This is a genomic window from Streptomyces abikoensis (assembly GCF_014648775.1).
GTDB lineage: Bacteria > Actinomycetota > Actinomycetes > Streptomycetales > Streptomycetaceae > Streptomyces > Streptomyces abikoensis.
The window spans coordinates 420,642-433,819 of sequence record NZ_BMRT01000004.1 but is presented as its reverse complement, the minus strand read 5'-3'; the positions used below and the strand labels follow the sequence as shown (position 1 = coordinate 433,819).

The window sequence follows — 13,178 nt, the reverse complement described above, 5'->3', positions numbered from 1 at the left end:
CTGGTGAACGACCGACAGGACCCGTACGCGCACGACCCATACGCGCACGACCCGTACGCACAGGCGCAGGTGTACGGCTACGACGCCTATGGCCAACCCGTGTACCGGCCGGACGCCCCGGAGCGCGTGTACGACGCCTACGGCCAGCCGATCCAGCAACAGACGCACGGCTACGACCCGTACACCGCGCAGCCCCAGCACTCGCAAACGGCGTACGACTCCTACGCGACGCAGACCCAGCAGGCGCAGCAGGCCCAGCAGGAGTGGATCCCCCGGCAGACGGGCCCCGTCGGCCAGGGGGAGCCCGTCGGCCAGGGGGAACACGAGGGGACGGCGGACGGCCGCATCCCGGAGCCCCGGCCCGCGGCCGACTCCGCGCCCGGCTCCGCACCCGATCCCGCGCCCGGCTCCGCGCCGGAGGCGGACGCCTACCGGACCGAGCAGTTCTCCTTCATCGAGGAGCCGGACGAGGGCTCCGAGGACGTCATCGACTGGCTCAAGTTCAGCGAGAGCCGCACGGAGCGCCGCGACGAGCGCAAGCGCAAGGGCCGCAACCGCGTCGTCGCCCTCGCCGTGGTGCTCGTCCTCGCGCTGGGCGGCGGCATCGGCTGGTTCCTCCTCTCCGGAGGAGAGGAGAAGAAGAGCACGGCGGCCGCGGCGGGAGCGCAGAAGCGGGACGTGATCGTCGTGCACCTGCGGCAGACCCAGGGCGGCGACAGCTCCACCGCCCTGCTGGTCGACAACGAGACCAGCAAGAAGGCCACCACCCTGCTGCTGCCGAACTCGCTGGGGCTCACCACCAAGGAGGGCGGCACCGCCACGACGCTCGGCAAGGCCGTCCAGGACGCCGGCACGGGGGCGACCAGGGACGCCCTGAACACCCTGCTCGGCGCGGACATCAAGGGCAGCTGGCGGCTGGACACCCCCTACCTGGAGAACCTGGTCGAGCTCGTCGGCGGCATCACGGTCGACACGGACGCGACCGTGCCCGGCGCCAAGCAGGGCGACGGCCCGCTGGTCGAGCAGGGCAAGGGCAGGACCCTCGGCGGCCGGGCCGCGGTCGGCTACGCCACGTACCGGGCCACCGGAGAGGACCAGGGGCGGCAGCTGGCCCGGTTCGGCCAGGTCATGCAGGCGGTGCTGCGGAAGATGTCCACCGACCCGCGGGCGGCCACCACGACCGTCGACTCCCTGGCCCAGATCCCCGACCCCTCGCTCTCCGTCCAGCAGCTCGGCGCCTCCCTGGCCCACCTCGCGGAGAAGGCCAAGGAGGGGGCGTACGCCACCTCCGTCCTGCCCGTGAAGGCGGACGGGGCGCTCGGCGGGCAGCCGGCCGACGCCATGGTCAAGGACGTCCTCGGCGGCACGGTGCGCGCCACGGCCAAGGGCGCGCCGCCCCGGGTGAGCGTGAAGAACGCCACAGGATCCGCCGCCGCGTCCGGAACGGCGCAGGTCGCGCTGGTCAACGGCGGCTACACCTACGTCGACGGCGGTGCCCCGGGCACGGCGGAGGCGGCCTCCTCGGTGACCTACGCGGACGATGCCCGGGCGGCCGAGGCCAAGGAGGTCGCCAGGACGCTGGGCCTGCCGGAGAAGGCCGTGCGCAAGGGCACGGAGGCGGGCAACGCGGACGTCGCCGTGGTCCTGGGCAAGGACTACAAGGGCTGAGGGGGCGGGAGCCCGGGCACGGAGGGCGTGGCGGAAAAGGCCGGGAGGGCCGTCGGCGGGTCGTGAGACCCTTGAGACGTACTGACCCTCTTTACGAAAGCATGGCTTGTGACCGCCACGGACCGCTCCATCGAGCTCATCCAGGCCGCCGCCCAGGCTGCCGCCGACAAGCTCGCGCACGATGTCATCGCCTACGACGTCAGCGACGTACTGTCGATCACCGACGCCTTCCTGCTGGCCTCGGCCCCCAACGACCGCCAGGTCAAGTCGATCGTCGACGAGATCGAGGAGCGGCTGCTCAAGGAGCTCGGCGCCAAGCCGGTGCGCCGCGAGGGCGACCGCGACGCCCGCTGGGTGCTCCTGGACTACGTCGACATCGTCGTGCACGTGCAGCACAGCGAGGAGCGCGTCTTCTACGCCCTGGAGCGGCTGTGGAAGGACTGCCCGGAGATCGAGCTGCCCGCCGACGCCGTCGCCACCCGCGGCAAGGCCGAGGAGCACGCCCGGGAGCAGGCCGCCGACGGCGACCTGGACGGAGACCTGAGCTGAACGGCCGCCCGGGCGGCCGGGGCCGCCGGCTCGTGCTGTGGCGGCACGGCCAGACCGCTTGGAACGTGGAGCGCCGTTTCCAGGGCACCACGGACATCGAGCTGACCGGCACCGGTGTCGCCCAGGCGCGCCGGTCCGCCCGGCTGCTGGCCGCGCTGCGGCCCGACGCGATCGTCGCCTCCGACCTGGGCCGCGCCAGGGCCACGGCGGCCGAGCTGGCCGCCGTCACGGGCCTCACGGTCACCCACCACGCCGAGCTGCGGGAGACCTACGCGGGCGCCTGGCAGGGGCTGACCCACGAGGAGATCGCCGAGCGCTACGGCGAGCAGTACGCGGCGTGGAAGCGCGGCGAGCCCGTGCGGCGCGGCGGCGGCGAGCTGGAGACCGAGGTCGCCGACCGGGCGGCGCCGGTCGTGCTGTCGCACGCCGAGAAGCTCCCCGACGGCGGCACGCTCGTCGTGGTCAGCCACGGCGGCACGATCCGCACCACCATCGGCCGGCTGCTGGGCCTGGAGGCCCGCTCGTGGGAGGCGCTGGGCGGCCTCTCCAACTGCTGCTGGTCCGTGCTGGGCGAGGGCGCGCGCGGCTGGCGGCTGCTGGAGCACAACGCCGGGACGCTGCCCGAACCGGTGCTCGGTGACGACGACTGAGCGGCGCGTGGGGCTCGATTTCACATCTGGGCAGGTCACAGGCTAAAGTTCTTCTTGTTCGCGGGGAACGCGGGGGAAAACCTCCGGGGAAACCGAGAACAGCGGGGCTATAGCTCAGTTGGTAGAGCGCCTGCATGGCATGCAGGAGGTCAGGAGTTCAATTCTCCTTAGCTCCACAGTGACGACGATCCCGTCTCCCCTCCCGGGGAGGCGGGATTGTTGCTGTTCCGGCGCGGTCCCGTGGCAGAATCGGACACCCGGGAGCGAGCGGGGCCGAGGGGGAGGGGAGGAGCGCGGTCATGGGTGCTCACAGCCGGAAGTGTGACTGGTGCGGCAGCGGCACGCCGATCGTCCGCGACATGGAGCCGCTCAACTCCGCATACCAGTACTGGTGCGTGGAGTGCGCGCGGGCGCTGATCATAAAAGGCGACCCCATCGAGACCTACCGGGAGCTCGAGGGCGAGCCGATCTACGGACGACTGCTCGACGAGCACTGCGCCCTCAAGCGGTTCTACTCCTTCGTCACCGCGTGAAAATCGGTCATACCGGGGCGTTGCGGGACGCCCGATGAACCGATTTGGCAGATGGGGGGGAGGTCCGTGTAATGTAATCCGTGTCGCCAGGGAGACCGCGAGGAAAACCCGGGCGGAAAACAAAACAAGGGGCTATAGCTCAGTTGGTAGAGCGCCTGCATGGCATGCAGGAGGTCAGGAGTTCAATTCTCCTTAGCTCCACAGTGGTTGAGAGGGTCGTCCATGAGGACGGCCCTCTCGGCGTTTGTGCCCCGCCCCGTTCTCAGGGGTCGTGCTCAGAGGTCGTGCTCAGGGGTCGTCGAGGCGAAGCGCCAGCGCGGGGCAGCGGCGTACGGCCCGCTGTGCGCGCCCCCGCAAATGCCCGGGCACTCCGGCGTCGGCGAGCGCCGGAAAACCGTCCGGGCCCATCCGTACGAGCTCGGGCAGCAGCCCCGCGCACAGGCCGTGCCCCTCGCACAGCGTCCAGTCCACCGCGAGCCGCTTTCCGGCCGCGTTCCCCGGTTCCGTGTTCCCGTCGCCGGGCAGCGGCAGCAGCCCGGCCGTGGGGCGCCCGCAGCCGCCGCCCAGGACGTGCGCGGCCAGATCGTCGGTGAAGGCCGCCAGCGCGCTCAGCGCGAAGCGCGCCGCCCCGTCCGGGTGCCCGCACGCCCCCCGCCCCCGGACGGCCCCCGCCGCCTCCCGTACGGCCTCCAGGGCGCCGCGCCCGCCCCCGGTCACCACGTCCGCCAGGGCCCCGGCCAGCGTCGGCAGGCCCAGCCGGCACGGGCCGCACTGTCCCGCCGACTCGGCCGCCAGCCAGTGCGCCACCCGTACCGCCTCGCCCAGCGGACAGGTGGCGCCGGACAGCGGCAGCACCGCCCCGGCGCCCAGGGTCGCGCCGTGAGCGGCGAGGGCGCCCCTGGAGAGGGCCGTCCCGGCAGCGGCGGCCGCGTCCAGCCAGCCGCCGTGATAGCCGCCGACCAGCACGCCCTGCGGGACGGCCTCGCCACCGCACTGGGCGAGGACGTACGACAGCGCCACCCCGCCGGGGGCCTCGACCACGCGCGGGAACGGCACCGCGCCGGAGACGGTGAGCAGGACGGTGCCCGGCTCGTCCGGGGTGCCGGTCGAGGCGTAGCGGGGGGTGCCGAGCCGGGCGGCGAGGGCGAGTTGGGCGTACGTCTCGGTGTTGGACAGCAGCGTCGGCAGGCCGCCCAGCCCGGCCGTCGTGGCGTGGCCGCGCCGGCCCGGCGGGAGCGCGGGGCCACCGCTCGCGGCGCGCAGCAGCGCGGAGGACTCTCCGGAGACCATGCGCTCGGGGAGGCGTACGACCCGGGCGCGCACGGCCCGCCCGCGCCGGTCGGACAGACCGCGCTCGCCGAGTGCCTCCCTTACGGACGCCTCCGTGCCCGTACGGGTCACCCCGATCACGAGCGTCCGGGCGCCGAGCGCCTCGGCGGCGAGCAGCGCGCCGTCCAGCACGAGGTGCGGGGCGCGCCGCAGCAGCACCGCGTCCTTGCGGCACGCGGGCTCGCCCTCGCACCCGTTGACGACCACCACGGGCGGCGTCCCACGCCGCCGCGCGGCCCCGCCCACCGCCCGCACCTTCCGCGCGAACGGAAACCCGGCCCCACCCCGGCCGCGCAACGCGACGGCCTCGGCCAGCCGCGTCAGCTCGTCCTCGGTGAGGCGCGGGATCGAGCCGTGCACGGCGAGATGGGCGCGCCGGTCCAGCCGGGCCGCGTCGTCGAACCCGGCGGTCAGCCGCGGCAGCCCGAGAACGAGGACGTGGGGGAGCTCGGGGAGAGGCCCGCTCACGCGGACCGCCGCGCGATGTCCTCAAGTGCGGGCAATTCCAGCGCCTCCGGCGCTTGAGGAGCGGGGGTCCGGGGGCGGAGCCCCTGGGAAACGGAGAAAGGGCGGGACTGGGGCACCCTCCCCGCCGCATGAGCCCCCACCGACCGGCGCCGTACAAGCAACCGCACCACGCCCACCCCGAAACGCCGAACCGCGAGGGCCATCGCCACCCCCACCAAACACCCCACATAACACCCCGTCACCCACCCCGCCGCCTCCCGCCCCGCGTGCAACCCGTGCAGCAACCCCGCGCACCACGCCCCGTACGCGCTCGCGTGGAGCACCCGCCAGCGCCGCGCCGCCGCGCGCCCCCGCCCGGCGAAGACGCTGCGCAGGGCGCCGGTCGCGGCCGCGAGCACCAGCAGATAGCCCGCGAGCGAGCCGAGCCCGATGAGCCCGGCGCGCCCGCCGACACCGGAGGCGAAGGGGATCAGGGCGCCGGTCGTGGAGGCGTGCGCCTCGGCGACCTTGACGCCCACGTGCACGAGGAGGAAGCCGAGCGCGCCGACGGCGAGGGCCCGGTGCACGGCCTGGGCGAGCAGCCGGCCACGCGGGCCGAGGGCCAGGCGGTCGGCGGCGACGAGCCCCCAGACGACGGTCGCGGTCAGCGAGACCAGGGCGAGCACGCCGCCGGCCTGGTCGAGGAAGCGGTGGAGGTCCATGCCCCGGCAGGCTAGGCAGCGAACCGGCCCGCGCGGCCCGCTTCGCGCAACCCCGGTGCGCCACCGCCCCCCGCTGCTAACGTCTGTTCGTTCGGCGCAAGTTCGATCCGTAAGCCGCCGCTTTCCCAACAAACCACCCTCGCAGGCGATTTGATTGCGTGCCCGTGGTTCTCCCTTGATCACTTCTTGGTGAACACATGTCCCCTGAGTGAACGGTTTATCGGTCAGAGTGTGGCCGACCGTTCGCATCGCAGGGGGTTTTCCTTGACTTCACGCCGTCCAAGCCACCGTTCCAGAACGCGCGCCGTCCTGTCCCTGACGGCGGCCCTGCCGCTGGTCGCCGGAGCGCTCGCGCTCGGCGTGCCCGCGGCCCACGCCGACTCCGGCCCGCACGACCGCCAGTCGCTGGCGGGCACCAAGCCGCTGTGGGCGACGCCCAGTGCCGACCAGGGGGCCGTCCCGGAGCAGAAGGCCGTCACCGCCCGGGTCTACCTCGCCGGCCGTGACGCCAAGGGCCTGGCCGCGTACGCGCGTGCCGTCTCGGACCCGAAGTCCGCCTCGTACGGCAAGTACTTGACGGCCCAGCAGTCGAAGGAACGTTTCGGCGCGACCCAGGGCCAGATAGCCCGGGTCACCGGCTGGCTGAAGTCCTCCGGCCTGACGGTGACCGGCGTCAACGACCACTACGTCACCGTGACCGGTGACGCGGCCGCCGCCCAGAAGGCGTTCGGCACCGAGCTCCACAACTACGTCAAGGACGGGAAGACCTACCACGCCCCGGCGCGGAACGCCTCCGTCCCGGCCGCCCTCGACGGCGCCGTCCTGACCGTCGTGGGCCTGAACAACGCCCCGCGACTGACCCACCACCGCGACACGCTGCCCGGCCCGAGCGCCGGCTTCCGCAACGCCGGGCCGTTCTCCACGTACTACGGCTCGAACGTCAACACCGGCCTCCCCTCCGCGTACGGCGACCACGCCCCGTACGCCATCAAGGGCTACACCGGAAAGCAGCTGCGCGCCGTCTACGGGGCGAAGAACTTCACCGGCAAGGGCGTGACGGTCGCCATCACCGACGCCTACGCCTCCCCGACGATCGCCGCCGACATCCAGCAGTACGCCAAGCGCAACGGCGACAAGCCCTACCGCAAGGGCCAGTACTCCCAGGTGCTGCCCGCCACCTGGACGCACGCCGACCCCAAGGAGTGCGACGCGGCCGGCTGGTACGGCGAGGAGACCCTCGACGTCGAGGCCGTGCACGCCGTCGCCCCCGACGCGAACATCGTCTACGTCGCCGGCTCCTCCTGCCAGGACGACGACCTGATCGACTCCCTGCACAAGATCGTCGACAACCGGCTGGCCGACATCGTCTCCAACTCCTGGGGCGACGTCGAGGCGAACGAGTCCCCGGACGTGGCCGCCGCCTACGACCAGGTCTTCCAGAAGGGCGCCGTCGAGGGCATCGGCTTCTACTTCTCCTCCGGCGACGACGGCGACAACGTCGCCAAGCACGGTGTGAAGCAGGTCGACACGCCCGCCAACTCCCCGTGGGTCACCTCCGTGGGCGGCACCTCCCTGGCCGTCGGCAAGGGCGACAAGTACCTGTGGGAGACCGGCTGGGGCACCCACAAGGCCGCGCTGTCCAAGGACGGCCTGACCTGGGAGGGCATGCCCGGCGCCTTCACCGGCGGCGCCGGCGGCGGCACCAGCAAGGTCTTCGAGCAGCCCTTCTATCAGCGCGGCGTCGTCCCCGACACGCTGGCGAAGTCGAACGGCACCGACAAGCCGATGCGCGTCGGCCCCGACATCGCGGCCGTCGCCGACTCCACCACCGGCTTCCTCGTCGGCCAGACGCAGACCTTCCCCGACGGCTCGGTGAAGTACGACGAGTACCGCATCGGCGGCACCTCGCTGGCCGCACCCGTGATCGCGGGCGTCCAGGCGCTGGCCCAGCAGGCCCGGCACGGCGTCCCGATCGGCTTCGCCAACCCGGCCATCTACGACCGCTACGGCACCGGCGCCTACCACGACGTCACCGACCACCCGCTCGGCCAGGGCCGCAGCATCGCCGACGTCCGCGTCGACTACGCCAACGGCGTCGACGCCAAGGGCGGCCTGCTCACCTCGCTGCGCACCCTGGGCGCCGACAGCTCACTCTCCGCGACCGTCGGCTACGACAACGTCACCGGCGTCGGCACCCCCGCCGACGGCTACGTGACCTCGTACGTGCCCGGTCAGCGCCGCTGACCCCCGTCCGACCCCCGCTCGGCCCCTGCCGAGCCACCCGGGGCCCGCACCGTGCTTCGGTGCGGGCCCCGGGCCCGCTGGGGTAACCTGACCCCATGCGTGCCGTACGCCTTCTGCTTAGCGAGCCGCGCTGATCAAGCACCGGCAGGTGGCCGCCGACCCTTCGGCGGTCCGGACCGGCATCGGCGCGGCATCCCCTCCTGTGCGAGGGGTTTTTTCATTTGCGGCCCCGGGCCCTATGGCTCCGGACCGCGAGCGGACAGGCGACAGACGACGATCGATGGAGCTTTGAGGACGATGAGCGAGACCCCCACCGCCGCCGAGGTGGCCGCCCCGCACCGCTACACGGCCGCGCTGGCCGCTGACATCGAGGCGCGCTGGCAGGACTTCTGGGACGCGAACGGCACGTACGCCGCGCCCAACCCCAGCGGTGAGCTGGCCGGTGACGAGGCCGTCGTCGCCCGCCCCAAGAAGTTCATCATGGACATGTTCCCTTACCCCTCGGGCGCGGGCCTCCACGTCGGCCACCCCCTGGGCTACATCGCCACGGACGTCTACGCGCGCTACCACCGCATGACGGGCCACAACGTCCTCCACACCCTCGGCTTCGACGCCTTCGGCCTGCCCGCCGAGCAGTACGCCGTGCAGACCGGCACCCACCCCCGGGTCTCCACCGAGGCGAACATCGAGAACATGAAGGCCCAGCTGCGCCGGCTGGGCCTGGGCCACGACAAGCGCCGCTCGTTCGCGACGATCGAGCCGGAGTACTACAAGTGGACCCAGTGGATCTTCCTCCAGATCTTCAACTCCTGGTACGACCCGGAGGCGAAGAAGGCCCGCCCGATCGCCGAGCTCGTCGCCGAGTTCGAGAGCGGCCGGCGTGAGGTCCCCGGCGGCCGCGCCTGGAGCGAGCTGAACGCCGTCGAGCGCGACGAGCTGCTGGGCGCCTACCGCCTGGCCTACGCCTCCGACGCGCCCGTCAACTGGTGCCCCGGCCTGGGCACCGTGCTGGCCAACGAGGAGGTCACCGCCGACGGCCGCTCCGAGCGCGGCAACTTCCCCGTCTTCAAGTCCAAGCTGCGCCAGTGGAACATGCGGATCACCGCCTACGCGGACCGCCTGATCGACGACCTGGACGCCCTGGACTGGCCCGAGGCCATCAAGCTCCAGCAGCGCAACTGGATCGGCCGCAGCGAGGGCGCGCGCGTCGACTTCCAGGTCGCCGGCCACGAGGCCCGGAAGATCACCGTCTTCACCACCCGCCCCGACACCCTCTTCGGCGCCACCTACATGGTGCTGGCCCCCGAGCACGACCTGATCGACGAGATCGTGCCCGCCGAGTGGCCCGAAGGCACCAAGGACGTCTGGACCGCCGGCGCGGGCACCCCGGCCGAGGCCGTCGCCGCCTACCGCAAGCAGGCGCAGTCCAAGACCGACGTCGAGCGGCAGACCGAGGGCAAGGACAAGACCGGCGTCTTCACCGGCGCGTACGCCCTCAACCCGGTCACCGGCGAGCGCGTCCCCGTCTTCGTCGCCGACTACGTGCTGATGGGCTACGGAACCGGCGCGATCATGGCCGTGCCCGGCCAGGACGAGCGCGACTGGGAGTTCGCCAGCGTCTTCGAGCTGCCGATCGTCCGCACCGTCCAGCCGCCCGAGGGCTGGGAGGGCGAGGCCTACAACGGCCAGGGCCCGGCCATCAACTCGGCCAACGCCGAGCTCGACCTCAACGGCATGCAGATCGACGAGGCCAAGCGCACCGTGATCGCCCACCTGGAGGCGCGCGGCATCGGCGAGGGCACCGTCAACTTCCGGCTGCGCGACTGGCTCTTCAGCCGCCAGCGCTACTGGGGCGAGCCCTTCCCGATCGTCTACGACGAGAACGGCATCGCCCACGCGCTGCCCGAGTCGATGCTCCCCCTGGAGCTGCCCGAGGTCGACGACTACACCCCGCGCACCTTCGACGCGGACGACGCGGACACCTCCCCGGAGACCCCGCTCTCCCGCAACCAGGACTGGGTCAACGTCGAGCTGGACCTGGGCGACGGGCCGAAGACGTACCGCCGCGAGACCAACACCATGCCCAACTGGGCCGGTTCCTGCTGGTACGAGCTGCGCTACCTGGACCCGCGCAACGACGAGCAGCTGGTCTCCGCCGACGCCGAGCGCTACTGGATGGGCCCGCGCGAGGGCCAGCCGCTGGGCGGCGTCGACCTGTACGTCGGCGGTGCCGAGCACGCCGTGCTGCACCTGCTGTACGCCCGCTTCTGGTCGAAGGTCCTCTTCGACCTGGGCCACATCTCCTCGGCCGAGCCGTTCCACAAGCTCTACAACCAGGGCATGATCCAGGCGTACGTCTACCGCGACGCGCGCGGCATCGCGGTGCCCGCCGCCGAGGTGGAGGAGCGGGGCGGCGCGTTCTACTACGAGGGCGGCAAGGTCAGCCGGCTGCTCGGCAAGATGGGCAAGTCCCTGAAGAACGCCGTCACCCCGGACGAGATCTGCGTCGAGTACGGCGCCGACACCCTGCGCCTGTACGAGATGGCGATGGGCCCGCTGGACGTCTCCCGCCCGTGGGACACCCGCGCCGTCGTCGGCCAGTACCGGCTGCTCCAGCGCCTGTGGCGCAACGTCGTCGACGAGAACACCGGCGAGGTCACGGTCGTCGACGCCGCGCCCGACGAGGCGACGCTGCGTGCCCTCCACAAGGCGATCGACGGCGTCGGCCAGGACATGGCGAACCTGCGCTTCAACACCGCCATCGCCAAGGTGACCGAGCTGAACAACCTCGTCACCAAGCTGCCCGAGGTGCCGCGCGTGGTCGCCGAGGGCCTGGTGCTGCTGATCGCGCCGCTCGCCCCGCACATCGCCGAGGAGCTGTGGCGCAAGCTCGGCCACGAGGGCTCGGTCGTCCACGCGGACTTCCCCGCCGCCGACCCGGCCTACCTGGTCGACGAGGCCGTGACCTGCGTCGTCCAGATCAAGGGCAAGGTCAAGGCCCGTCTGGAGGTCGCCCCGTCGATCTCCGACGAGGAGCTGGAGAAGGTCGCGCTGGCCGACCCGGCGGTCGTCGCCGCGCTGGGCGGCGCGGGCATCCGCAAGGTCATCGTGCGGGCGCCGAAGCTGGTGAACATCGTCCCGGCGTAATGCCTCGGGGCGGGCGCTAGGGGTTTGTCCCTACGGGCAGGTTGGGGGTTCCGAAGGAACCCGCGGCCTGCCCGTTGCGTTTACGGTGGAGAGGTGGCGGGGGCCGTCCCGCCGACGGGTCCTCCCGGGGGCTCGCCGAGTGTCCCGCTCGTGTCCCGCTTACTGAGGAGCGCGTATGGTAGCCGCGGCCGTGATCATCGGCTTGATCTGTGCGCTCGTCGTGGCGCTGGCGGTCATCGCCACGGTCAAGGCGGTCCGGACCGTCAAGCGCGGCGTCGACCAGGCGGTCACCCAGGCCCGTCGCACGGTCGAGGACACCCGGCTCAAGGCCCGGCAGTTCACCCAGGCCGGCCCGGCGGGCGAGGTCGCCGAGCTGCGCCTCTCGCTGCGGACGTCGATGCGCGCCACCCAGGAAGTGCTGCGGGAGGGCCAGAAGGGCGACGCCTCCCTGACCGAGTCCCTCGCCCTCTTCGACCGCCTCAGCGCACACGGCCGCGAGCTCGACGAAGACCTGCGCAAGCTGGAGACCGAGCCCGACCGGGAGCGTGTCGCCGCCTGCCTGCCCGACCTCCGGGAGCGCACCAAGCAGATCACGCACTCCGCCGACTCCCTGCGCTTCGCCGCCCAGGACCGGGCCCGGCAGTTCGCGGGCGACGAACTGTCGCTGCTGAGCGAGCAGATCCGCATGGAGACGGGCGCGCTCCGCCACTGGGAGGCGGACGACGCGGACGACGCGGGGGCGGGGGCGAAGGATGCGGAGAAGACGGGCGCCGAGGCCAAGGCCGAGCGGCCCGCGATAAGCGGCAGGGATGCCTCCCGGCAGTGGGGGTACACATGGGAGAAGGTCAAGCGTCCGGAAAGCCCCGCCTGAGCGAAGGGGCCCTGACCAGCGGAAACGATCAAGCGGTCCGGGGCCCGCACTGCCGTGGCGGCGGGCCGGCGGGTAACCTCCGGGGCATGTCCCGCCATGTCGCGATCATCACTGATTCCACGGCCTACCTGCCCGCTCGGGCGATGGAGCGGCACGACATCGTCGCCGTCCCGCTGACAGTGGTCCTGGGCGACGAGGCGCTGGAGGAGGGCACCGAGATCTCGGCCCGGTCGGTCGCCCAGGCCCTTCAGAAACGCCGGCCGGTGACCACCTCGCGCCCCGCCCCCGAGGTCTTCGCGGCCGCCTACCGCGCCGCCGCCGAGGCCGGTGCCGACGGCATCGTCTCCCTCCACCTCTCCTCCGAGTTCTCGGGCACCTACGACGCCGCGGTCCTCGCGGCGAAGGAGGCGCCGGTGCCGGTACGGGTCGTCGACACCGGCATGGTCGCGATGGCCCTCGGCTTCTGCGCCCTCGCCGCCGCCGACACCGCCGAGGCGGGCGGCACGCTCGACGAGGCGGTGGCCGCGGCGGAGAAGCGCGCGCAGGGCACGGCCGCCTACTTCTACGTCGACACCCTCGACTATCTGCGCCGCGGTGGGCGCATCGGCGCCGCCCAGGCGCTGCTCGGCTCGGCGCTCGCCGTCAAACCGCTGCTCCAGCTGGACGGGGGCCGTATCGAGCTGAGGGAGAAGGTCCGTACGGCGTCGAAGGCGATCGCCAGGCTGGAGGAGATCGTCGTCGAGCGCGCGGGTGCCGCGCCGGTCGACGTCGCGGTGCATCACCTGGCCGCCCCGGAACGGGCCGAGCTGCTCGCGGAGCGGCTGCGGGAACGGGTGCCGGGGCTGGCGGAGCTCCATGTGAGCGAGGTCGGCGCGGTCATCGGGGCGCACACGGGGCCGGGGCTGCTGGGCGTGGTGGTCTCGGCGAGGTGAGAGTCCTCTTGTGGGTGACGGACTTTTCCACAACCCGCCGGTAGTCCACAGGAATTGAGGCTTCCGGACAGGATCGGGCGGCGTCA

The 13,178-nt window shown here is 72.5% G+C and carries 10 protein-coding genes and 2 tRNA genes; 10 read left to right on the top strand and 2 right to left on the bottom strand.

The features are described 5' to 3' along the window. Positions 1-3: 3 nt before the first annotated feature. From IE096_RS16250 to IE096_RS16225, 6 genes are all read left to right on the top strand, one after another. Positions 4-1,668, top strand: a complete 1,665-nt coding sequence (locus IE096_RS16250; RefSeq protein ID WP_189452261.1) for an LCP family protein — start codon at positions 4-6, stop codon at positions 1,666-1,668. 108 nt (positions 1,669-1,776) lie between these two features. Further along, positions 1,777-2,217: a ribosome silencing factor gene (rsfS, locus tag IE096_RS16245; protein ID WP_189452259.1), complete on the top strand. Its 441-nt coding sequence runs from the start codon at positions 1,777-1,779 to the stop codon at positions 2,215-2,217. Further along, positions 2,214-2,867 (top strand): histidine phosphatase family protein, encoded by a 654-nt coding sequence (locus IE096_RS16240; protein ID WP_189452824.1) that lies wholly within the window; start codon positions 2,214-2,216, stop codon positions 2,865-2,867. The genes rsfS and IE096_RS16240 overlap by 4 nt, the downstream gene beginning before the upstream one ends. A 103-nt stretch (positions 2,868-2,970) precedes the next feature. After that, positions 2,971-3,043: transfer RNA gene (locus IE096_RS16235), tRNA-Ala, on the top strand. A gap of 123 nt (positions 3,044-3,166) precedes the next feature. Continuing rightward, positions 3,167-3,400 carry a hypothetical protein gene (locus tag IE096_RS16230; protein WP_126914103.1) on the top strand — a complete coding sequence of 78 codons (234 nt, stop codon included), beginning with the start codon at positions 3,167-3,169 and terminating at the stop codon, positions 3,398-3,400. Positions 3,401-3,528: 128 nt separating this feature from the next. Continuing rightward, positions 3,529-3,601, top strand: a tRNA-Ala gene (locus IE096_RS16225). Positions 3,602-3,688: 87 nt separating this feature from the next. Here the strand turns inward: IE096_RS16225 and IE096_RS16220 are convergent. After that, positions 3,689-5,197, bottom strand: a complete 1,509-nt coding sequence (locus IE096_RS16220) for an NADH-quinone oxidoreductase subunit NuoF family protein (RefSeq protein WP_189452257.1) — start codon at positions 5,195-5,197, stop codon at positions 3,689-3,691. Beyond that, the gene (locus tag IE096_RS16215; RefSeq protein WP_189452256.1) at positions 5,194-5,898 is read right to left on the bottom strand and encodes a hypothetical protein; all 705 of its coding nucleotides are present in this window, start codon (positions 5,896-5,898) and stop codon (positions 5,194-5,196) included. Before IE096_RS16215 ends, IE096_RS16220 begins: the two co-directional genes overlap by 4 nt. Before the next feature lie 315 nt (positions 5,899-6,213). Between IE096_RS16215 and IE096_RS16210 the strand changes: the two genes are divergently transcribed. From IE096_RS16210 to IE096_RS16195, 4 genes are all read left to right on the top strand, one after another. Further along, the gene (locus IE096_RS16210; RefSeq protein WP_189452822.1) at positions 6,214-8,142 is read left to right on the top strand and encodes a S53 family peptidase; all 1,929 of its coding nucleotides are present in this window, start codon (positions 6,214-6,216) and stop codon (positions 8,140-8,142) included. Between the two features lie 297 nt (positions 8,143-8,439). Continuing rightward, positions 8,440-11,289 carry a leucine--tRNA ligase gene (leuS, locus tag IE096_RS16205; RefSeq protein ID WP_189452254.1) on the top strand — a complete coding sequence of 950 codons (2,850 nt, stop codon included), beginning with the start codon at positions 8,440-8,442 and terminating at the stop codon, positions 11,287-11,289. Between the two features lie 175 nt (positions 11,290-11,464). Further along, positions 11,465-12,160 carry a hypothetical protein gene (locus IE096_RS16200; protein ID WP_189452252.1) on the top strand — a complete coding sequence of 232 codons (696 nt, stop codon included), beginning with the start codon at positions 11,465-11,467 and terminating at the stop codon, positions 12,158-12,160. Between the two features lie 86 nt (positions 12,161-12,246). After that, entirely contained in the window at positions 12,247-13,092 is an 846-nt protein-coding gene (locus IE096_RS16195) for a DegV family protein (protein ID WP_126914096.1), read from the top strand. The last annotated feature ends 86 nt before the right edge of the window (positions 13,093-13,178 follow it).